The 21,920-nt window shown below is 68.3% G+C and carries 18 protein-coding genes; 4 read left to right on the top strand and 14 right to left on the bottom strand.

Going from position 1 to position 21,920, the window contains the following annotated elements:
* Positions 1–57: 57 nt before the first annotated feature.
* The 3 genes from INQ40_RS02780 to INQ40_RS02770 all read right to left on the bottom strand — a co-directional run bounded on the left by INQ40_RS02780 (position 58) and on the right by INQ40_RS02770 (position 2,835).
* The gene (locus INQ40_RS02780) at positions 58–801 is read right to left on the bottom strand and encodes a LytTR family DNA-binding domain-containing protein (protein WP_194341574.1); all 744 of its coding nucleotides are present in this window, start codon (positions 799–801) and stop codon (positions 58–60) included.
* On the bottom strand, positions 798–1,823 hold the full coding sequence (locus INQ40_RS02775; protein WP_228482093.1) for a histidine kinase: 1,026 nt from the start codon (positions 1,821–1,823) through the stop codon (positions 798–800). The genes INQ40_RS02780 and INQ40_RS02775 overlap by 4 nt, the downstream gene beginning before the upstream one ends.
* 64 nt (positions 1,824–1,887) lie before the next feature.
* On the bottom strand, positions 1,888–2,835 hold the full coding sequence (locus tag INQ40_RS02770; RefSeq protein ID WP_194341572.1) for an alpha/beta hydrolase: 948 nt from the start codon (positions 2,833–2,835) through the stop codon (positions 1,888–1,890).
* Between the two features lie 211 nt (positions 2,836–3,046).
* On the opposite strand from INQ40_RS02770, the gene metF reads away from it, so the two are divergent.
* Positions 3,047–3,877: a methylenetetrahydrofolate reductase [NAD(P)H] gene (metF, locus tag INQ40_RS02765; RefSeq protein ID WP_194341570.1), complete on the top strand. Its 831-nt coding sequence runs from the start codon at positions 3,047–3,049 to the stop codon at positions 3,875–3,877.
* A gap of 15 nt (positions 3,878–3,892) precedes the next feature.
* On the opposite strand, the gene INQ40_RS02760 is transcribed toward metF, so the two are convergent.
* Positions 3,893–5,170, bottom strand: coding sequence for a bifunctional O-acetylhomoserine aminocarboxypropyltransferase/cysteine synthase (locus tag INQ40_RS02760; RefSeq protein ID WP_194341568.1), 1,278 nt, complete (start codon positions 5,168–5,170; stop codon positions 3,893–3,895).
* Positions 5,171–5,348: 178 nt separating this feature from the next.
* Between INQ40_RS02760 and INQ40_RS02755 the strand changes: the two genes are divergently transcribed.
* Both INQ40_RS02755 and lpxH read left to right on the top strand, forming a co-directional pair.
* Positions 5,349–5,942, top strand: coding sequence for a DUF4124 domain-containing protein (locus INQ40_RS02755; RefSeq protein ID WP_194341566.1), 594 nt, complete (start codon positions 5,349–5,351; stop codon positions 5,940–5,942).
* 46 nt (positions 5,943–5,988) lie between these two features.
* Complete coding sequence (gene lpxH, locus INQ40_RS02750) at positions 5,989–6,723, top strand: UDP-2,3-diacylglucosamine diphosphatase (protein ID WP_194341564.1); 735 nt, start codon at positions 5,989–5,991, stop codon at positions 6,721–6,723.
* 30 nt (positions 6,724–6,753) lie between these two features.
* Here lpxH and INQ40_RS02745 read toward each other — a convergent pair whose 3' ends face one another.
* The 10 genes from INQ40_RS02745 to INQ40_RS02700 all read right to left on the bottom strand — a co-directional run bounded on the left by INQ40_RS02745 (position 6,754) and on the right by INQ40_RS02700 (position 20,564).
* Positions 6,754–7,224 carry a hypothetical protein gene (locus tag INQ40_RS02745; RefSeq protein ID WP_194341562.1) on the bottom strand — a complete coding sequence of 157 codons (471 nt, stop codon included), beginning with the start codon at positions 7,222–7,224 and terminating at the stop codon, positions 6,754–6,756.
* Positions 7,225–7,272: 48 nt separating this feature from the next.
* Complete coding sequence (locus INQ40_RS02740; protein WP_194341560.1) at positions 7,273–8,094, bottom strand: ferritin-like domain-containing protein; 822 nt, start codon at positions 8,092–8,094, stop codon at positions 7,273–7,275.
* Between the two features lie 187 nt (positions 8,095–8,281).
* On the bottom strand, positions 8,282–9,751 hold the full coding sequence (gene purF, locus INQ40_RS02735; RefSeq protein WP_194341558.1) for an amidophosphoribosyltransferase: 1,470 nt from the start codon (positions 9,749–9,751) through the stop codon (positions 8,282–8,284).
* A 69-nt stretch (positions 9,752–9,820) separates the two neighbouring features.
* Positions 9,821–10,519: a CvpA family protein gene (locus INQ40_RS02730; RefSeq protein ID WP_194341557.1), complete on the bottom strand. Its 699-nt coding sequence runs from the start codon at positions 10,517–10,519 to the stop codon at positions 9,821–9,823.
* A 49-nt stretch (positions 10,520–10,568) separates the two neighbouring features.
* A complete protein-coding gene (locus INQ40_RS02725; RefSeq protein ID WP_194341555.1) occupies positions 10,569–11,579 on the bottom strand; it encodes an SPOR domain-containing protein in 1,011 nt (336 codons plus the stop codon).
* Positions 11,580–11,668: 89 nt separating this feature from the next.
* Positions 11,669–12,985, bottom strand: coding sequence for a bifunctional tetrahydrofolate synthase/dihydrofolate synthase (gene folC / locus INQ40_RS02720; protein WP_194341553.1), 1,317 nt, complete (start codon positions 12,983–12,985; stop codon positions 11,669–11,671).
* Between the two features lie 64 nt (positions 12,986–13,049).
* Positions 13,050–13,697 carry a histidine phosphatase family protein gene (locus INQ40_RS02715; RefSeq protein WP_194341551.1) on the bottom strand — a complete coding sequence of 216 codons (648 nt, stop codon included), beginning with the start codon at positions 13,695–13,697 and terminating at the stop codon, positions 13,050–13,052.
* Between the two features lie 49 nt (positions 13,698–13,746).
* A complete protein-coding gene (locus INQ40_RS02710; protein WP_194342381.1) occupies positions 13,747–15,837 on the bottom strand; it encodes a S46 family peptidase in 2,091 nt (696 codons plus the stop codon).
* Positions 15,838–16,285: 448 nt separating this feature from the next.
* On the bottom strand, positions 16,286–18,370 hold the full coding sequence (locus INQ40_RS02705) for a S46 family peptidase (protein ID WP_228482168.1): 2,085 nt from the start codon (positions 18,368–18,370) through the stop codon (positions 16,286–16,288).
* 88 nt (positions 18,371–18,458) lie between these two features.
* Positions 18,459–20,564 (bottom strand): S46 family peptidase, encoded by a 2,106-nt coding sequence (locus INQ40_RS02700; RefSeq protein WP_228482167.1) that lies wholly within the window; start codon positions 20,562–20,564, stop codon positions 18,459–18,461.
* Between the two features lie 298 nt (positions 20,565–20,862).
* On the opposite strand from INQ40_RS02700, the gene tdh reads away from it, so the two are divergent.
* Positions 20,863–21,897, top strand: coding sequence for an L-threonine 3-dehydrogenase (gene tdh / locus INQ40_RS02695; protein WP_194342379.1), 1,035 nt, complete (start codon positions 20,863–20,865; stop codon positions 21,895–21,897).
* Positions 21,898–21,920: the final 23 nt, after the last annotated feature.

The following is a 21,920-nucleotide window of genomic DNA, read 5'->3' as shown; positions in this document are numbered from 1 at the left end:
TCCGGCCGGCTCCAGCGCGGCAACCCGGCGCGCTGACGATCAGCGGGAGCGCGGCGCCTAGAGCGCCAGCCGCTCGCGCAATTCCCGCGCCTGCCGCCGCGACACCTCCACCTGGCTGCCATCGTCCATGCCGAGGTCATAGCCGTCGGCGACCGACGGCTCCACCGTGCGGACCATGCGCAGGTTGACCAGGGTGTTGCGGTTGGCGCGGAAGAACAGGCCGGGCTGCATGCGCGCTTCAAGCCCGGTGAGGCTGCGCGCCAGCAGGGCGTTCTGGTCGCGGAACCAGACCCGGGCGTAGTTGCCGTCGACCACGATCCGGCGGATTTCGCCCAGGGCGACAAACCAGCAGCGCTCACCGTCGCGCAGAAACACCTGGTCGTGGGCCGCCAGCAGGTCCGTGCCCCGGCGCTGCGGCGCGCGCGCCGCGTCCTGCTCCGCCATCTGGGCGCGGGCCTTGTCCAATGCGGTCGCCAGACGGGCCGCGGCGACCGGCTTTAGCAAATAGTCCAACGCATTGGCTTCAAAGGCCTGCACCGCGTACTGGTCGTAGGCGGTAACGAACACCACCGCCGGCAGCGGATCCAGGGCGTCGAGCACGTCAAAGCCACTGCCCGAGGGCAGCTGGATGTCGAGCAGGATCAGATCGGGGTGCAAACGGGCGATCGCCTCGCGGGCGGCGGGAACATCCTCGGCCTCGCCCACGCACTCGACGTCCGCAAACTCGGCCAGCAAGGTGCGCAGCTCGCGCCTTGCCAGCCGCGCGTCCTCCACGATGAGCACCCGCAACGGCCCGCTCATTGCGGGACCACCAGGCTGGCGACCATGGTGTCTCCCTTGTGTTGCAGGTCGACGGTGCCTGCACCGAGTTGCGCCTGCAGGTAGGCCAGCCCGACGCCGTGGCCGGATGCGGCCCGGGTCAGCGGGACCGGATTGGTGACAGTGACGTGCAGCGCCGATCCCGCGCGATGCAGGGCGATGGTGATTTCGCCGCCACCGGGAATGACGGCAATCCCGTGCTTGATCGCATTTTCCACCAGCAGTTGCAGCGCCATCGCCGGCAGTGTGGCCTGCAGGGTGTCGGGTGGCACCTCGCGCACGACGCGCAGCCGGTCCTCATAGTGGACCGCCTCCACCGCCAGATAGTCCTCCACCACTTCGAGCTCGCGCGCGACAGTGACCTCGGTGTCGCCGGAATGCTCCAGCGCATGGCGCAGGGTATTCGACAGCCTGGTGACCAGTTCGCGCGCACGCGCCGGGTCCTCGTTGATCAGCGCGCGCAGGTTGTTGAGCGCGTTGAAGACGAAATGCGGATTGAGCCGAGCTTTGAGCGCATCGCGTTCCAGCAGATGGTGGCGCGCCTCCGCGCGCAGCCGCGCCAGCTCGCTCCGGCGCGCCTGGCGCACCGAATGGGCGCCGGCCCAGATGCCGGTCCACAGGGCCAGCACGACCGCGGTATTGGTCCAGTACATCAGCGTCGCGGCGGGACGATAGGCCGACAGGCCGCCGGCCACCTCGACCCAACCCAGGAGGATCGCGGGAACCAGAATCGCCGCGAGCGCCAGTTGCGCCAGCGTCGTCCCGATCACCACCGACGCCAGCAGCCGCGTTGCCAATACCCATAAGCCGTGCTCCCACCACCCCAAGCGCGCGGCCCGGGCGCGGATCGCGCCGCTGACCAGCCAGAGCAGCACGCCCAGCGATACGCTGATCAGCACCATCGCCGGCGACATCGCCGAGAACGCGACGGCCATGCCCAGGCTCAAGCCGATGTAGGCGCTCCACGCGAGCGCGTTGAGCATCCAGAAGCGGCGGGTTGGCAAGGCATCTTCCACGGCGTTGTCCACGTTCAGGCCGGGCGGCGCGGACCGCCCGCACCTCGGTGCATCAAGGGGTCGAGGGCGAGACAAACCCGCGTATCTGCGCCTGCACCCACTGCGGATCGTCCCACATCAGGAAGTGGTAGCCGCCTTGGCTCATCTCGATGCGTGCGCTCGGCAACCTGGCGTACTGGTCGGCGAAGATCTTGCGCGTCGATTCGATGGTCGCGCCGTAGGGTTTGTAGGCTGCCCAGCTGCCCAGCACCAGGGTCGGCACGCCGATGACACCGAGCTCGCCACGCAGGTCGGTGGTCATGAGCTCATACATGGCCTGGGCGGTGGTCGCACGGTTGCTGTCGCGTCCCCACTTCTTCAGGGTCTCGACCCGCTCCGGCGCCCGGGTCATGCCCAGCAGCGAAGCCTCGGCCTGGGCGAAATACATCGTCTCGTCCAACGCCAGCATGCCGGCGCGCATCTGCTCGGCCATCGGTCTGGTCGTTGCCACGGTCGCGGCCGGATTCTGCGCGGCGGCGAAATACGGCAGGCTGTCGACGATTACCAGCCTGGCCACCGCGTCGGGTTGCTTGATCGCCATCTGCAGGGCCAGCGTTCCGCCCAGGCTGTGGCCGATCACCGTCAGCCCCTGCAGGTCGTGCTCGACGACGTAGTCCAGCAACCCGTCGCGCATGACCGGAAGGAAGTCCTCGCCCTCCACCGGCGCCAGGCCGGCGAAGCCCGGCAACTGGACCAGGTGGCATTGGATCGGCATGGCGCTGGCGCCATCAGCGGCCGGCTGGCGCAATGCATGGCAGGTCTCGCGCCAGGTGTCCGCGCCACTGTTGAGGCCGGGAATCATCAACACCGGCGCGCCTTCGCCGACCACTTCGATACTGATGCCGTGGTGATCCAGCGGCGCTGCGGTGGCGGTGAGCGAGGCCACAGCAATAATCGCCGCGGCCACGGCGGCCGGGGTGCGCTTTGGGAAACGGGTGAGGGGATGGGCTGGCTGATTCATCGCTGCGGTTCCTTGTTGTCGTGATGGAAGCATCGCCGCATCCACCACCGCCGTGTTGCGCAGGGTGACCAGCGGTCGCGATCGGCTGCAGACGGCGATTGGGAGCGCCCGGCGGGAACGGCCCGCGCAACCGGCCCGGGCACCCGCTTGCATTTACATCCATCACGATAGAGCGATATATTGCCCGCCTACCCCATGCCACAGCATTTGCATGACCGCGACCGCGACCAGTTTCGAGTTCTACCCGCCCAAGACCGACGAGCAGCGCAAGCAGCTGGACCGCACCGCGGCCCGGCTGAAGTCGGCCGCCCCCGACTACGTCAGCGTGACCTTCGGCGCCGGCGGCTCGACCCTGAGCCACACGCCGGAGACGATCGAGCGCCTGCAGCGGCACCACGCCCTGGAGGCGGCCCCGCACATCAGCTGCATGGGCGGCACCCGCGAGGAGATCCGCGCGCAACTGCAGCGCTACATGGGCATGGGCGCCAGGCGTCTGGTGACCCTGCGCGGCGACCTGCCCTCGGGCATGGCCAGCCCGGGCGACCTGCGCTACGCCAGCGAGCTGGTCGAGTTCATCCGCGACGAGACCGGCGATCATTTCCGCATCGAAGTCGCGGCCTACCCGGAGATGCACCCGCAGGCCCGCGACGCGCACGCCGACCTGAAGCATTTCATCGGCAAGGCCAAGGCCGGCGCCGACGGCGCGATCACCCAGTACTTCTACAACGCCGACGCGTATTTCCGCTTCGTCGACGACGTGCGCGCGGCGGGAGTGGATATCCCGATCGTGCCGGGCATCATGCCGATCGCCAATTTCAGCCAGCTGCGGCGGTTCTCGGAGATGTGCGGGGCCGAGATCCCGCGCTGGGTCACCCAGCGGATGCTCGCCTACGGCGATGACGTCGCCAGCGTGCGCGCGTTCGGCACCGACGTGGTGGCCCAGCTGTGCCAGCGCCTGATCGACGGCGGCGCGCCGGGCATGCACTTCTACACGCTCAACCTGGCCAAGCCGACACTGGCCGTGCTGGCGCGGCTCGCGTAAGCGGCCAACCGCGTCTCAGCCCCGGCTGGCCTCCAACGCCTGGCTGAGGTCGGCGAGGATGTCGTCGATGTGCTCCAGGCCGATCGACAGCCGCACCATGTCCTCGCTGACGCCGGCCGCGGCGAGTTCTTCGGCATTGAGTTGGCGGTGGGTGGTCGATGCGGGGTGGCAGGCGAGCGACTTCGCATCGCCGATGTTGACCAGGCGCACGATCATCTGCAGCGCGTCGATGAAGCGCGCCCCCGCCGCGGCCCCGCCGTTGATGCCGAAGGTGAGGATGCCTGCCGGACAGCCGCCCATGTAGCTCTGCGCGAGCGCGTGGTCGGGATGCTCAGGCAAGCCGGCGTACTTCACCCAGGCCACGTGGTCGTGCGCCTGCAGGAACTGCGCGACCTTGAGCGCGTTGGCGCAGTGGCGCTCCATGCGCAGCGCCAGCGTCTCGATGCCCTGCAGCACCAGGAACGCGTTGAACGGCGACAGCGCGGCGCCGGTATTGCGCAGCGGCACCACGCGGCAGCGTCCGATGAACGCCGCCGGCCCGAACGCCTCGGTGGAGACCACGTCGTGGTAGGACGGGTCGGGCTCGTTGAGCATCGCGAAGCGCTGCCTGTGCTCGGCCCACGGGAACTTGCCGGAATCCACGATCGCTCCGGCAATCGTTGTCCCGTGGCCGCCCATGTACTTGGTCAGGGCGTGCACCACGATGTCGGCGCCGTGCTCGAACGGGCGGCACAGGGCCGGGGTCGCCACCGTGTTGTCGACGATCAGCGGAATGCCGTGGCGATGCGCCATATCGGCCAACGCCCGGATATCGACGATGTCGCCGCCGGGATTGCCGATGGACTCGCAGAACACCGCCCTGGTGTCCCCATCGATCAGCGCCTCCAGCCCGGCGATGTCGTCGTGCGAGGCGAGCCGCACCGTGATGCCCTGGCGCGGGAAGGTGTGGGCGAACAGGTTGTAGGTGCCGCCGTACAACTTGCTCACCGAGACGATGTTGTCGCCCTGCTGGGCGATGGTCTGGATCGCATACGTGATCGCCGCCATGCCGGACGCCACCGCCAGCGCGCCCACGCCGCCCTCCAGCGCCGCGACGCGCTCCTCGAGCACCGCGTTGGTCGGGTTCATGATGCGGGTGTAGATGTTGCCGGGCGTCTTCAGGTCGAACAGGTCGGCCGCGTGCTGGGTGCTGTCGAAGGCGTAGGACGTGGTCTGGTAGATCGGTACCGCCACCGATTTGGTGGTGGGGTCGATCTCGTATCCCGCGTGGATCGCGAGCGTTTCAAACTTCATTGGCACACCCTCTTCGTGGTCGTCATTCAGTGGCATCCACGTCAATGTAACGACAACAGCCGCCGCAGCATGCCGCCTGCGCCAACGCTGTATTTCATTTGCTCCACCAATGCGCCGGAACCCGCCAAGCGCCCTTCCATCGCCCCGCCGCGACGCCGGGCGGTAGTAACCTGCACGGATGTCCCCGCCCCCCACCAACCTGCTGCGTGCCGCGTTTCTGGCCAGTGTTCTGGTCACGGCCAGCGTGGCACCGCGCGTTGTACAGGCGGCGATCTACCGTTGCCAGGCGCCGGACGGCGGCATGGTCTACACCGATCGCCCCTGCTCCGAACTCGGCGCGACGCCTTCCCCGGCAGGCGATCTCCCTACCGGGCAGGCGGGCCAGCGTCGCCGCGCACCGCCGCGCTTTGGCTGCGCCCGCAATCTTCCCGAACTGGTGCTGCGCGTCGCCAACGCAATCAACCAGCAAGACACCAACCAGCTGGCCGGCGTCTACCACTGGGCCGGCATGTCCGGCGGCCAGAGCGTGGCCATCCTGCGTCGGCTGGATGCGGTGGCCCACCGGCCGCTGGCCGCCATCGTGCAGGTCGGTCCGCAAACGATGCAGTCGGTCGATGGCGTGGTCAGCGACGAGGAGTACTACGCAAAACGCCCGATCAGCCAGACACCCGTGGCCCTGCGCATCGAGCAGTCGACCGGCGACGGGATCAGCCCATCCAATACCGTGTTCGGACTGCAACGCCACTTTGGCTGCTGGTGGATCCGCGGCTGAACGGTGGGTGGTCAGCGCATCCGCGCCCAGCGCCTACAATGCCGCGATGACGACGCTCTTCATCGCCGACCTGCACCTGGACGCGGAACGCCCGCACATCACCGAGCTGTTTGGGCGCTTCCTGGACGCCGAAGCGCGCGGCGCGGACGCGCTCTACATTCTCGGTGACCTGTTCGAGGCGTGGATCGGCGACGACGACCCTTCCGCCACCGCCACTTTTGTCGCCGACCACCTGCGCGTGGTCGCCGATGGCGGAACGCCGGTCTGGTTCATGCACGGCAACCGGGATTTCCTGGTGGGCCAGGATTTCGCCGACCGGGCGGGAATGGCGATCCTGCCCGACCCCACCGTCGTCGATCTGTATGGCAAACCGGTGCTGCTGATGCACGGCGACACGCTGTGCACCGATGACGTCGCTTACCAGCAGTTTCGAGCGCAGACGCGCGATCCCGCGTGGCAGGCGCAGTTCCTGGCCCAGCCACTGGCCGCGCGGATCGCTTTTGCCAAGCAGGCGCGCGAGGCCAGCAAGGCGCACCAGTCGGGCCTGGCCTCGCAAGGCACGATGGAAACGATTACCGACGTCGCGCCCGCGGCGGTCGCCGCCGCCTTCCAGCAGTTCGGCGTCGACACGCTGATCCATGGACATACCCACCGGCCGGCAGTGCACGCGCTGGACGTGGACGGTCGCCCGCGCGAGCGCATCGTGCTGGGCGACTGGTACGAGCAGGGCTCGGTGCTGCGGTTCGACTCCCAGGGCCACCGCCTCGAGGCGCTCGCCTGAGAGGCTGGGCGGCGAAAAAATCCGTGCGCGTCAGTCCTCCGCGCTGGCGCAGCCGGTCAGCTGGCGCTCGCCGTCGCTGAAGGTCGCGGTGTAATCGTAGTCCTGGTCGGACATCGAATCCTCGCAATGGCCCGGCGTGATGATGAGCACGAATTCCTTGCCGTCGTGGACGCCACGGAACTCGACGTCGGTCGCGGTGTCGGTTCGCGTCGCCGCCAGTTCGACGCCCGGCTGGGTATCGGGCGTGTTGTAGAGCAGCTTGTCCCCGGCGACCTCGACCGACCAGAACGGCTCGTTGCCACGCGCATGGAACCCGACCGTCCGGTCGCCATCGAGAGCCGCCTCGCCATCGGCCGGCGCTACGAATACCGGCGGTGCGCTCCCGGCTCCGCTCTCTGTCGTGGACGCCGCCGGCGCGGGCGCGTCGGGATCGCATCCCAGCAAGACAGCGCCTGCGGCAAGACCGCACAGCAACACCGTCAATGAACGCAGATGATTCATGGCAACGCCCTCCCGATTGGATGCGCTGAGCTTAAACGACCGCTTTGGTCACGCCGGCCCCGCCGCCAGTTCTGTGACCGCCGCCTCAAGCATCGCCAGCTCCTCCTCATCGAAACCCGCCCGGGTACGCGCTTCGACGTTGAACGGCCCATGCGGCACCGCGCGCGCGTAGCCGGTCAGCAGCTCGCGGAACGTCGATGCCGGATCCACGCCGCGGCGCTCGCAATACCAGCGGAACCAGCGCGATCCGGCGGCGACGTGGGCGACCTCCTCCTCCAGGATGACTTCCAGGATCGCGACCGTCTGCGTGTCGCCCAATCCCTTCAGGCGCTGGATCATTCCCGGCGTCACGTCCAGCCCGCGCGCTTCCAGCACGCGCGGCACCAGCGCCATCCGCGCCAGCCCGTCGCCGGCCGTCTTCTGCGCCATCTCCCACAAACCGTTGTGCGCGTCGAAGTCCCCGTAGGCCCGCCCCAGCTGCTGCAGGCGCCCACGCAGCATCGTGAAATGCCGCGCCTCATCGGCGGCGACCTGCACCCAGTCGGCGTAGAACCGATCCGGCAGCCCCCGGAACCGGTACACCGCATCCCAGGCCAGGTCGATGGCGTGGAACTCGATGTGCGCGATGGCATGGATGAACGCGGCCCGCCCCTCGTCGCTGCCAAACCCGCGCCGCGGCAGATCGCGCGGATGCACCAGACGCGGTCGCGACGGCCGCCCCGGCATCCCGATCGGCCGCGGCGGTGGGGCATCGGTCGGAATCGACAGTTCCCCCCGGGAAAACGCCGCAGCCGCGCGCATGGTAGCCGCCACCTTCGCGTCCGGCGACTCCGCTTCCAGGCATTCCCAGGCCGCCTCAAAAAGATCCATGAACCTCCCCACCTCTCACGGTCTGCTCAACAGAGACCCGTCGCGCCGAGCAACATCGTCGTTCCGTGTCGACGCCGCCGAATCCCCCAAGGCGACACCGGGACCATGTTCCAACCAAGCGAATATCGTGGAGCGACTTGGAACATGGTCCCGGTGTCGCCAGCGCGAACCCTCCAAGCCAGCCGGCCTAAAGCGCCCGCCGATCCGCCTTGGCCTCATCCGACCGCAACCGTCGCACGCGCTCGAAGTACTCCTCCGCCTCGCCCGTCACGTACTCCCCGTTGAAGCACGACGAATCGAAATGCTCCAGCCGCTGCTTCGGCCCCGACACCGCCTCTTCCAGATCGGTGAGGTCCTGATAGACCAGCCAGTCGCAGCCCAGCAGCTTCTCGATTTCCGACTCGTCGCGCTGGTGGGCGATCAGCTCCTCGCGGCTGGGCATGTCGATGCCATAGATGTTGGGATGGCGCACAGGCGGCGCCGCCGAGGCGAGATACACCTTGCGCGCACCGGCCTCGCGCGCCATCTGCACGATCTGCCGCGACGTCGTCCCGCGCACGATTGAATCGTCCACCAGCAGCACGACCCGGTTACGGAACTCCAACGGAATCGGATTGAGCTTGCGGCGCACCGATTTGGCCCGCATTTCCTGCCCCGGCATGATGAAGGTGCGGCCGACGTAGCGGTTCTTGATGAAGCCCTCGCGGTACTTGATGCCGAGCACGTTGGCCACTTCCAGGGCCGCGTCGCGCGAGGAATCGGGAATCGGGACCACCGTGTCGATGTCGTGGTCCGGGCGCAGGCGCAGGATCTTTTCGCCGAGCTTCTGGCCCATCCGCATGCGCGCCTTGTGCACCGAGATGTCATCGATCATCGAATCCGGCCGGGCGAAGTACACGTACTCGAAGATGCACGGCGTATGCGTGCCCGGCGTGACGCACTGGCGCGCGTGCAGGGTGCCGTCGTTGGTGATCACGATCGCCTCGCCGGGCTGCACGTCGCGCACCCGCTTGAAGCCGGTCAGGTCGAAGGCGACCGATTCGGATGCCACCGCGTATTCGTCACCGCTCGCGCCGCTGCGCTTGCCCAGCACCAGCGGGCGGATGCCGTTGGGGTCACGGAATGCGACCAGCCCCAGACCCAGCACCGTGGCCACCACCGCGTAGCCACCCACGCAGCGCCGGTACACGCCGGTTACAGCGCGGAACGCGGTCTCCGCTGACAGCGGTTCCAGTCCAGCCATTTCGTGCGCGAACACGTTCAGCAGCACTTCCGAGTCCGACTCGGTGTTGACGTTGCGCCGGTCCTGCTGGAACAGCTCCTCGCGCAACGCGTCGGCGTTGATCAGGTTGCCGTTGTGGGCCAGCGCGATGCCGTAGGGCGAGTTGACGTAGAACGGCTGCGCCTCGTCGTCGCCCTCGCTGCCGGCGGTCGGGTAGCGGCAATGGCCGATGCCGACGTGGCCGACCATCCGCCGCATCGCGGCGTCGTCAAACACGTCGCTGACCAGACCGTTGCCCTTGTGCAACAGCAAGCGGTGGCGGTCGGCGGTGGCGATGCCTGCGGCGTCCTGGCCACGGTGCTGGAGGACGAGCAGTCCGTCATAGAGCTGCGCCGCGACGTCCTGGTGGCCGACGATTCCGATGATGCCGCACATGACTGGTATTCCTGGTTGGTTGGAGCGGTGCAAAAAGAACGACCGCGCGGACGCCGCCGTGGAGAGGTCTCAGCCGCGTTCGGCCGGTAGTACCGATTGTTTGTCCGCGTCGCCCGACGGCGCTGACCGCGCCGGCGTCGGCAACGGCGCTTCCTGCTCGACCGGGCCAGACGCGGGCGCATCCGGCGTAACCGCATCAGGGGCTGCAGGCGGCGTCACCGGGCGTGGCAGGCGCGGCAGCGTGTCGGACGACAGCAGCGCCGGACCGTCGCCATCCCCGCGAAGATCCACCTGCGCGGCGACCCACTCGGGCAGCCAGGTGCGCATCTGCTCGGCGCCCGGAACCAGCAGCGGCACCACCGGGGAGGATTTCCACGACGGCTCGCGCGGCAGCTCGGTCAATCCGATCAGCAACAGCAGCGCGCAGGCGATCACCAGGCCGCGTACGACGCCGACGACGAAACCGAGCATCCGGTCCACGCCCGACAATCCCACCGAGTGCACCAGGGTGCGCAGCATCCAGCCCGCGATGCCGACCACGATCATCACCACGATGAAGGCCAGCGCATAGCCCGCGAACAGGTGGCCGGCGCCCGGCTCGCCGCTGCCGGCCAGCAGCAGCGCGACCCGCGCCCCGAACTGGAACGCCGCCAGTCCCGCAAGGATCCAGGCAGCCAGCGACGCCAGCACGCCGATCAGGCCGCGCATCATCCCGAACAGGGCCGAGACGCCGACCAGCCCGATCAGGACCCAGTCGATTGCGATCATCGCGCCAACCGGTCGCGCCGCATGCGGCCGGGCACCATCAAACCTTGCGTCATGGATGTGCGCGGACGAAGCCGGAGATGCCCAGCTTGGCGGCGGCCTGCGCCTTGAGCTGGTCGGCCGCCGCGCGGTCCGCGACCGGACCGACCTGGACCCGGTTGAGCGTGGTGTCACCGCTGCGGACCTGCTCGACGAACGCGCTCAAGCCCTGGCTGCGCGCGCGATCACGCAGCGCCGCGGCCTCGGCCGGGTTGCCAAAGGCACCCAGTTGGACGACGAAGCCCACCCCGGCCGCGGCGGGAGCCGGCTGGCTGCCGGCCGGCGCCGGCTCGGGCTTTGCAGGCGCAGGCGCCGGTGCCGTCGCGACGGGCTTGGCCGGCTCGGGCTTGGCCGGTTCGGCGGGTTTGGGCTTGGGCGGTTCCGGTTTGGGCTCGGGTTTGGCGGCAACCGTCCGCGCCGGCGCTTTCTCTGCGCTCGCACTCGCGGCCGCAGGGTCGGCGCGATCCGCGTCCAGCACCACGACCTTGGCCCCGACGTCCTTGCGTACGCGGCCTGAATCGATACGCGCGGTTTCGGCCGCGGCACTCGTCTGGAAAGGACCGATGCGGACCCGGTGCAAGCTTCGCTCGCCGCTCTTCACCGATTCCTGGAAGGCGGGAAACCCAGCCGCCTGCAGCGCGTCGACCACTTTCTGTGCATCTTCCTGGCTGGCGTAGCTGCCGAAGCTGACGGCGTAGTTGCCGGCCGCCACCGTTGCCGGCGTCATCACCGACGCCTGATCGCCGCTGTCTCGCGCGGCGCGGGTATCCACAGTGGGCAGCGCGCCCTCGCCGGAGGGCTCCGCCCCGGAGGCCGTGACACTGGCGCCACTGCGCGCTGGCGGCGTGACCAGCGGCAGCTCGCGCGTTTCAAAACCCTGCTTGGGCGTGGAAGGCAGGTCGAGTGAAATATCCGACACGCCGCTGTCGGGCGCCGGACCCTTGATCAGCATGGGCAGGAAGATCACCGCAATGGCGACCAGCACGGCGGCGCCGATCAGACGCTGTTTGAGGGCAGGTTCCATCGGATCTCGCAGGCAACGGGGAATGCCGGCGAATTATACCCTTGTGCCAAATGAAGGCCGGACCACGACAGCCGTCGCGACCCGGCGGTTCAGCTGGAAGGCGTCGCTGGCGCGGTCTCCAGCAGGGTGAGCGCCTCGGCGGCGGTGTGGAAGGAGCCGAACACCAGCACCCGGTCGGCCGGGCTGGCCGCAGCCACTGCCGCGTCCAGGGCATCGGCGACCGTGTCATGGCGCCGGCCCGCTTGGGCCGCGGTCCCGGCCAGCCGGGGCGCAAAATCCGCAACGAAGACGCCCCGGGGTGCATGCCTCGCCAGACCGGCCAGATGCCAGTGGTCGACGCTGGTGGCCAGTGCCGAGACCACGCCCGCCACGTCCTTGTCCGCCAGCGCCGCGTACACGGCGTGCGTCCGGCCAGCAACGGGACTGGCCGCCAGCCAATCGGCCAGGGCATGCGCGGCCTGCGGGTTGTGGCCGACATCCACCACCACCTCCACCCCGTCCCGGTCGAAGCACTGCAACCGGCCGCGGATACGGGCATCGGCAATTCCCTGCGCCACCGCCCGGTCGGGCGGTGATTTGTCCAGCGCGCGCAGGGCGGCGATGGCGACGGCGGCATTGCGGAGCTGCATCTGCCCCACCAGCCCGGGCATCGGCAGGTCGATGCGGTGACCGACCTCGCGCCAGTGCCAGCGCCCGGCGCGGATGGCTCCGGGATCGTCAGGATCGCCGCTTGCCGCACCGGGCAGGTCGACGAAAAAGTCGCAGCCAATCCTCAGCGTCTTGGCCGCGATCGAGTAGGCATGGCGCAGCACGCTGGAGGGAGGATCGTCATCGCCCAGCACCAGCGGCTTCCAGGCCCGGGCGATGCCGGCCTTTTCGTGCCCGATGGCTTCGCGCCCTTCGCCCAGATAGTCCTGGTGGTCCACGTCCACGGTGGTGATCGCCGCGACATCGGGGTCGACCACGTTGGTCGCATCCAGGCGGCCGCCGAGCCCAACCTCCAGCACCGCCAGATCAAGGTTGGCGCGCTGGAACAGCCACAAGGCAGCCAACGTGCCGTACTCGAAATAGGTCAGCGGCGTGTCACCGCGCGCGGCTTCGATCGCCTCGAACGCGGCCACGATCATCGCGTCGTCCGCGTCCACACGGTCGATGCGGATGCGCTCGTTGTAGGCCAGCAGATGCGGCGAGGTGTACGCGCCGACACGCCAGCCGGCGGCCCGGCCGATCGCCTCGATGAACGCGACGGTGGACCCCTTGCCATTGGTGCCGCCCACGGTGATCACCCGCCGCGCCGGCCGCGCGACGCCCAGGCGGCCGGCGACCTCGCCGACCCGCTCCAGCCCCATGTCGATCGACTTGGGATGCAGCTGCTCGATCCGGTCGAGCCATTGGGACAGGTTCATGGCGAACACTCGCAGGGCGACAAGCGGGAGGTGGAGCTACGGGGTGCGGGCCGTGCGGCCGCGGCTAGAGCGCGCGGTGCACCGCTTCGCCGAACAACGCGGTGTGATGCGAACAATCGTTCAGGCGCACCACCTCGAGATCGTCCAGCCGAGTGCCTTCCAGCAGGTTGAGCGTGGTCGGCGCCTGGCGGAACGTCCACGGCCGCGAGAACGGGATACCCAGCACATTGCACAGCAACATCCGGTTGACCGCGTCGTGGGCGACCACCAACAGGGTGTCATGGTCGCCCAGGCCGGCCATTGCCCGGCCGAATGCCGGCCACGCGCGGTCGAACACATGCTGCAGCGACTCGCCGCCACCGGGCATCAGCACTTCATGCGGTGCATCGCGCCAGAGCTTCAGCAGTTCCGGATCGGTCGCGTGGATCTCGCTGGCCAGCAGGCCTTCCCAGCTGCCATGCGCGATCTCGCTGAGGTCCGCGTCGGTGCTGAGCAGGCCGGCGCGGTGTTCGCCCAGCGCCAGTTCGGCCGTGCGGCGTGCCCGCGAGAGTGGCGAGGCGACCGCGCGGGTGATCTCCACGTCGTGCAGGCGCGCACCCAGCGCGCGCGCCTGCGCCTCGCCGGTTTCCGACAACGGGATGTCGACCTGGCCCTGGTAACGCCCTTCGGCGTTCCAGGCAGTTTCGCCGTGACGGGCGAGGATGATTTTCATGCGGGTACTCGATGCGAGGGAACAGGATGCGCGACGGACGGCGCGGGGATCACTGGCCGGTAGGCAGGCCGAGCTCCTCCAGCACCTGCGGCGCCGGGAACGCCTCCTGCATGACCCAGCGCAGGTAGCGCCCATCGACCGCGATCACCCGGGTCATGTCGGGGTCAAACACCCAGTTGGAGCTGACGCTTTCCCAGTTCATGTCGAACACCAGCCCGACCAGCTCGCCGCGCGCATCCATCGCCGGCGAACCCGAATTGCCGCCGGTGATGTCCAGGTCGGCCATGAAGTTGACCGGCACCGTGCCCAGCTCCTCGCTCGCGAGCCCGCCGTAGCGCTTGGCGGCGATGGCGTCGAGCTGCGCCTTGGGCGCGTTGAACGGCTCCACGCCGGTGGACTTGTCGGCGATCTGCTCCAGCGTGGTGAACGCCGCCTGCCGGCTGCCGTCCAGCTTGGTGTAGCCCTGCACGTTGCCGAAGGTGATGCGCAGCGAGGAGTTGGCGTCGGGATAGACCGACTCGCCGCGGCTGGCGCGGTAGTCGGCGACCGCCTGCAGGTACACCGGGCGGGCCTGCAGCACGTCGCCGGTGCGGATCTCGTCGAGCTCCTTGTTCTGCAGGATCGTCGGCATCAGAGCAACGGCCAGTTGCAGGGCCGGATCCTTGCTGGCCTCCAGCGTCGCGCGGTCGGCGTGCAGCAACTTCAGGCGCGTATCCAGTTCGCCCAGGCTGGTGCCGGCCAGGCGATCGAGCGCGGCCTGCACGGCGGCCTCGTCATTCCCGCCCAGCCATTCATCGAGCGCGGGAATGTGCTGCGCCTTCGGCAGCTTCACGTACTCGCGCAACCAGTACTGCTGCAACTGGCGGTCCATGCCGGCGTCGTAGCGGCGCTCCATCTGCTTCAGCGAGCCTTCGAAACCCGGCAGGTCGCGCGCCTGGTAGCCGGCATCGCGTTGTGCGTCGGGCTTCTCGCCCTCGATCGCAAACCGGTACAGGCCGGTGGCCGCGCCGATCGCGCCGGTGCGGATCAGCTGGCCGAACACCAGGTCGCGCTCGCGGGTCGCGCGTTCGGCGGCGTCCAGTTCCTGCAGGCGTGCATGCGCCTGCAGCGCGGGCTCGCCCTTGGCACCCTGCCCGCGCAGCCAGGCCAGTACCGCGGCCTCTTCGGCGTGCTTGGTCTTGCTGGCGTTGATGCGCTGGAAGCCTTCCAGCTGGCCGCCGTAGTTCTTCATCGTGTTCTGCCAGCCGCGGATCGTGCTGGCGTACTTGACCTTGATGTCCTCGTCCTTCGCGCCGGCCGCCTCGACGAGATCCACCATCGCCTCGTAATGGCGCTTGATGGTGGGGTAGGTCCACTGCTCGGTCGCGTCGAACTCCTCGGCCAGGGCGTAGCGCGCGGTCCGACCCGGATACCCGGCGACCATCACGAAATCACCGATGTTCAGGGGCTGGCTGGCGAACTTCAGGAAATGCCTGGGCTGGTAGGGCACGTTGTCGGTCGAGTACGGTGCCGGCTTGCCGTCCTTGCCGACGTACGCGCGGTAGAACGCGAAATCACCGGTGTGGCGCGGCCACATCCAGTTGTCGATATCGCCACCGAAGCTGCCGATGCTGTTGGGCGGCGCATAGACCAGCCGCACGTCCTTGATTTCCAGGTTCTTGAACAGGCGGTAGGTGTTGCCGCCGGCGAAGCTGTAGAACTGGCAGCGGTAGCCCGCGTCGCTCTCGCAGTCGGCCACCAGCTGTTTCTGGACGGTCTCCAGCGCGCGGGTGCGGCCCAGCGCATCGGGAGCAGCGTCGATGGCGGCACGGACATCGCGGGTCACGTCGCGGATCGAATCCAGCGCGTAGATGCGCGCGTTCGGTCCGGCCGATACTTCGCGCTCTTTCGCACCCGCGTTGAAGCCATCCTCGATCAGGTTGTTTTCAGGCGTCGAGTTGAGCTGGATCGCGCCATACGCACAGTGGTGGTTGGTGATCACCAGACCCTGCGGCGACACGAAGCTGGCGGTGCAGCCGCCCAGCGATACGACCGCGCCCATCGGGTCACCGGTCAGGTCGGCCAGTTGTTCGGCAGGCAGCTCCAGTCCGGCCTTCTGCAACGCGGCGGAAATCTCCGGCAATTGCTGCGGCACCCACATGCCCTCGCCGGCCACCGCCGACCCCATGACGCCCGTCAATGCGATGGCGGCGGTCAATATCGAATAACGCATGCAAGTGCTCCTTCCGATGTCGAATCGGTGATTTTAGCCTGCCGGGGAGCGGGCGTCCGGCGCGTTGGCCCGCGGGTGACGAGGGACTACGGGGTCGGGCGAGCTGCATGTCTTCGCGGCGAATGTCCCCCGGCCCCCGCCTGCGGCGGCGGCCTCCTCCTTTATATCGCCCCGAAGACATACAGCTCGCCCCATGCTGGCACGTCGCGCCGTGCGGGGCCGCTTGCGGTTGTGCGACCACCGTCATGTTGGATGCAGGGGGTGAATGCCCTTGCGGCGAAGTAAAGGAGGAGGCAACGGCTTCACCGGTGCCGGGGGACATTCGCAGCAAGGGCATTCACCCCCTGCCCGCGACGAGGCGCCCTGTCCGCTCGCCCTACTCCAACGGCAATTCCATTTCCCGCAACAGGTTCGGTGCCGGATACACCTTGCCCATCAACCAGCGCAGGTAGCGAACGTCGACGTGGATGGCCCGCTTGTAGCGCGGGTCGTACATCCAGCTGGCGCTGACCGCCTCCCAGTTGCTGTCGAAGTTGAGGCCGATCAGCTTCCCGTTGGCATCCATTACGGGCGATCCGGAGTTGCCGCCGGTGGTGTCCAGGTTGGTCATCAGGTTGACCGTCTGGGTGCCCAGCACGGGATCGACGGTGCTGCCGAAGTCGCCCTTGGCGATCGCGTCGCGCAGGGTTTGCGGGACGTCGAAGGGATCCTCGCCGGTGTGCTTTTCGACGATGCCCTGCACGGTGGTCAGCGGGGTGTAGTGGACGCCGTCGCGCGGATCCAGCGAGCTGACCTTGCCGTAGCTCACCCGCAAGGTCGAGTTCGCGTCGGGGTAGACCGCCTGCCCCTGCGATTCTCGGAAGCCGATCAGAGCGCGCATGTAGGCCGGGCGCAGGCGCAACAGTTCGCCGTCGCTGGCCTTGTCCGCATCGGCGATTCGCAACTGGGCCGGCAGCAACTTCGCGGCGGCCTGCATCAGGGGATCGGTGGACGCGGCGATCTCCGCGGGATCGGCGGCGAGCAGGCGCAGGCGCTCCGCCTCTTCGTCAAGTCGGGTGCCGCTGTAGAGCGTGTCCAGCGCGGCGGCGGCCTGGGCCTTGTCGGAGCCAAACACGGCGTCCAGCTCGGCAATACGCTGATTGGCGGGCAGTGCGCGGTAGCGGGTCAGCAGCTCGGCCAGCAGGGCCTTTTCCACCTGCGGGGCGTAACGACGCTGGACCTGCTTGAGCGAGGCCTCGATCTGCGCCTCGTCACGCAGCTGATAGCCGGTTTCGCGCTCCGCGTCGGGCTTGGCCCGCTCCACCGCCAGTCGCCGCAGCTGCATGGCGCTTTTGAGCAGCTGGGTCTGGCTGCGCATCAGGCCGAACAACTGGTCGCGCTCGCGCGTGGCCTGCGACTGGGCGATGACCGCGGCCGCCGCATCGATGTCGCGCCGGGCGTTGGCGGCATCGGGCTGTTTGTCGAGCCAGGCCAGCATCGCGGCCTCGTCTCGCTTGCGCACGCCGACCGCATCGCTGCGACGCAGGCCGTCCAGCTCACCCTGCGCGCGCTTGAGGTTGTTCTTCATGCTCGCGACCTGCGAGGCGTAGAGCACGCCGGCATCGGCATCATTGGCGGCGGCGCGCTCGATGGTGTCGATCATCGCGGCATACAGGTCCACGCGCTCGGGCAGCTGGGTGCCCACCTGGTCGGCGAACTCCGCGGCGGTGCGGTGGCGGAACGTGCGGCCCGGGTACCCGGCCAGCATGGCGAAGTCGCCCTCGGCAACCGGGTCCGTCGACACCTCGAGGAACGCCTTGGGCCGGTAGGGCACGTTGTCGGGCGAGAACGCGGCCGGCTTGCCGTCGCGGCCGACATAGGCGCGGTAGAACGCGAAGTCGCCGCTGTGGCGTGGCCACATGAAGTTGTCGATTTCGCCGCCGTACTTGCCGATCGACTCGGGCGGTGCGTAGACCAACCGGATGTCCTTGAGCTCGAGCTGCTTGACCAGGTAGAAATCGGTGCCGTAGTACATGTTGGCGACGCTGCAGCGGTACCCGGCATCCTGCTCGCACTCGGCCACCAGCGCCTTGCTCGCCGCATCGACCGCGTCGTAGTAGTCGCGACCGGACTTGCCGCGCGCATCCGCCAGCACGCGGTCGGTCACCCGGTCAAAGTCCGTGGTCACGAACACACGGGAGGCGGGGCCGGCGGAGACTTCATCTTTGAGCGTGGCGGCATTGAAGCCGTCCGCCATCAGGTTGTTCTGCGGCGTGGAATTGAGCTGGATCGCGCCGTAGGCACAGTGGTGGTTGGTGACCACCAGACCCTGCGGCGACACGAAGCTGGCGGTGCAGCCGCCCAGCGACACCACCGCGCTCATCGGCGGGCGGGTCAGGTCGGCCAGTGCGGCTGGATCGCCCTTGTAGCCGGCGGCGGCCAGCTGGTCGGCGATCTGCGGCAGCTGCGAGGGCATCCACATGCCTTCGTCGGCGTGGGCGCCGAATGCGAGGCCGGCCGCCGTGGCCAGCAGGACGCCGCGCACGGCGGCCTTCAGGTTTGCGTTGGTGTCAGTCATGCGGCAGTCCCATCTCCTCCAGGAGGTGTTCAGCGTGGTCGACCTCGTCCATTACCCAGCGCATGTAGCGGGTATCGACGTGGATCGAGCGGGTCAGTTCGGGGTTGAAGATCCAGCCGGCGCTGAGGCTTTCGTAGTTGCCGTCAAACAGCAGGCCGACCAGCTCGCCCTTGGAGTTCAACGTCGGCGAGCCGGAGTTGCCGCCGGTGGTGTCCACGTCGCTGAGGAAGTTCACCGGCACATCGCCCAGCGAATCCATCCGGTACTGCGCGCCCTTGCCGGCGGCAATCGCGTCGAGTTCCGCCTGCGGGGTGATGAAAGGCTCCTTGCCGGTGGTCTTGGCGACGATGCCGGCCAGCGTGGTGAACGGCGTCATCCGCACGCCGTCGCGCGGCGAGTAGCCCTTCACGGTGCCGAAAGTGATGCGCAGCGAGCTGTTGGCATCCGGATAGACCGGCTTGCCGTGCGACTGGTTGAAATCGATCATCGCCTGCATGTACTTCGGCCGCAGCGCCGAGATCCGGCCGGAGCGGGCTTCGGCCTCGGCTTCGATCTGCAGCACGGTCGGCATCATCGCCACGGCCAGCTGCAGGGCGGCGTCATCGGAGGCCTCGATCGCCGCCTTGTCCGCCTTCAGCAGGGCCAGCCGCGTGTCGGCGTCGCCCAGCTTGGAGCCGGCGTACAGGGCGTCGAGCTTCGCATCCAGTCCGGGGATGGTCTTGTCGATGGCGCTGATGCCGAGCCAGCGGTCGAGGGCCGCCACGCGCTGCGCCGCGGGCACCTGGCTGGCGTAGCGCTGCAGGCGCAGCGACATCAGCGCCTGGTCCACCCTGGCGTCGTAGCGCTTGTCGAACGCGGTCATCGAACCGGCGATGCGCGGCGCATCGCGATCCTGATAGCCCGGCTTGCGCTCCGCATCCGGCTTGGCCTGCTCGATCGCGTTGCGGTACAGGTTGACCGCCACGCCAGGCAGGCCACCGCCCAGAACCGTGTTGAACCACAGGTCGCGCTCACGGGTCGCGCGGTCCTCGGCCAGCTCCTTCTCCAGTGCGCGGATGGCGGCCAGCTGTGCGCGGCCTTCGCTGCCGCGCTTGCCCAGCCACGCCTCCAGCGCGTCCTCGCGCGCCTGCTTCAGGCCCACCGGATCGTCCATCTGGGCGAAGCCGTCCAGGTTGCCCTGATACAGCTTGAGCACGTTGTTGATGCCGGCAACGGTGGACGCGTACTTGAGCGCCGCCGCCTTGTCGCCAGCGGTCGTGCGGTCAATCGTGGCCAGGTAGTCGCCGAAGTAGCCCACCATGGTCGGATAACGCCAGTCGATCGCCTGCTTGACCTCGCCCGGCAGGCGGTAGCGGTCGGTGGAACCCGGGTAGCCCGTCACCATGACGTAGTCGCCCTCCTCCAGCGGCTGCTGGGACACCGTCAGCCAGCTCGCCGGCCGGTAGGGCACGTTGTCCGCGGAGTACGCCGCCGGCTTGCCGTCCTTGCCGACGTAGGCGCGCAGGAAACCGAAGTCGCCGGTGTGCCGCGGCCATTCGAAGTTGTCCTCATCGCCGCCGAACTTGCCGATCGCATCCGACGGCGCATACACCAGGCGCACGTCGCGGATCTCCAGCTGCCGGATCAGCGAGAACTGCAGTCCGCCGTGGAAGTTGTAGACGTTGCAGCGCAGGCCGCCGGGCTCCTCGCACTCGGCCACCAGTGCCTTGCTGCGCGATTCCACGGTGTCGTAGCGCGCCTTGCCATCCAGCCCGTCCAGTCCGCCGGTGATGCGGGCAGTGACGTCCTCGATCTCCTGGGTGACGTAGATGCGCGCATTGGGCTCGGCGGGCAGTTCGTCGGCGAGTGTCCTGGCGACGAAGCCGTCGCTGAGCAGGTCGCGCTCGGGCGTGGAGTTGTACTGCACCGCGCCGTAGACGCAGTGGTGGTTGCTCACCACCAGGCCGGTAGGTGACACGAAGCTTGCCGTGCAGCCGCCCAGGCTGATGACGGCATCCAGCGGCTTGCCGGCCAGGTTCGACAACGCCGCCGGGTCCATCTGCAGGCCGCGCGCCTTGAGCTGCGCTGCCAGCTCGGGCATCTGGCGGGGTTGCCACATGCCTTCATCGGCGTGGGCGGCGGTGGATGCGAGCGCGACGGTCAGGGCCGCCGAGAGGAATCGAAAGGTCACGGGTGCCCCGGTCTGTGTTGTGCAACCGTCGACGATAAGCAATGCCAGCGACGGTCCGCAACCGCCAACGGTCATGCCTGCGGTCGGGGCGCCGGCACCGTCGCGTGCAAGGTCCGTCATCGGGTCCGAAGGCGCGGCCGGTACAATTGGCCCTCAATCCGCCGTTTCCGCCAGGCCATCCATGTCCGACACCATTGCCACCGCGCAGCCCTCCGCAGCGCACTCGATCCCCTCCACGATGAAGGCGCTGGTCAAGCGCGAAGCCGGCAAAGGCATCTGGATGGAGGACGTCCCGGTGCCAAGCGCCGGTGCCAACGAGGTCCTGATCAAGCTGGAGAAGACCGCGATCTGCGGCACCGACCTGCACATCTACCTGTGGGACGAGTGGAGCCAGCGCACCATCCAGCCGGGCCTGGTGATCGGTCATGAGTTCGTGGGACGCATCGTGGACCTCGGCCCCGGCGTCACCGGCTACCGCGTCGGCCAGCGCGTCTCCGCCGAAGGCCACATCGTCTGCGGCCACTGCCGCAATTGCCGCGGCGGCCGCCAGCACCTGTGCCCCAACACCGTCGGCATCGGCGTCAACCGCAACGGCGCGTTCGCCGAGTACATCGTGATGCCGGCGACCAACCTGTGGCCGATCCCCGACCAGATCCCCAGCGAGCTGGCCGCGTTCTTCGATCCCTACGGCAATGCCGCGCACTGCGCGCTGGAGTTCAACGTGGTCGGCGAGGACGTGCTGATCACCGGCGCCGGCCCGATCGGCATCATCGCGGCGGGCATCTGCAAGCACATCGGCGCGCGCAACGTGGTGGTCACCGACGTCAACGACTACCGGCTCAAGCTCGCCGCCGACATGGGCGCCACCCGCGTGGTCAACGTCGCCAACACCTCGTTGAAGGACGTCATGAAGGACCTGCACATGGAGGGCTTTGACGTCGGCCTGGAGATGAGCGGCAACCCGCGTGCCTTCAACGACATGCTCGATTGCATGTACCACGGCGGCAAGATCGCGCTGCTCGGGATCATGCCCCAGGGCGCCGGCGCCGACTGGGACAAGATCATCTTCAAGGGCCTGACCCTGCACGGCATCTACGGGCGGAAGATGTACGAGACCTGGTACAAGATGACCCAACTGGTGCTGGGCGGATTCCCGCTGGGCAAGGTGCTGACCCACCAGCTGCCGGTGGACGAGTTCCAGAAGGGCTTCGACCTCATGGAAGCCGGCCAGTCGGGCAAGATCGTACTCAGCTGGAATTGAGTCCGCGCCGCTCGCCCGCCGTA

The sequence above is a fragment of the Lysobacter sp. H21R4 genome (assembly GCF_015277535.1).
Classification (GTDB): Bacteria; Pseudomonadota; Gammaproteobacteria; order Xanthomonadales; family Xanthomonadaceae; genus Novilysobacter; species Novilysobacter ciconiae.
Note: the sequence above shows the minus strand (reverse complement) of the source record. Positions and strands in the feature narration are given on the sequence as shown.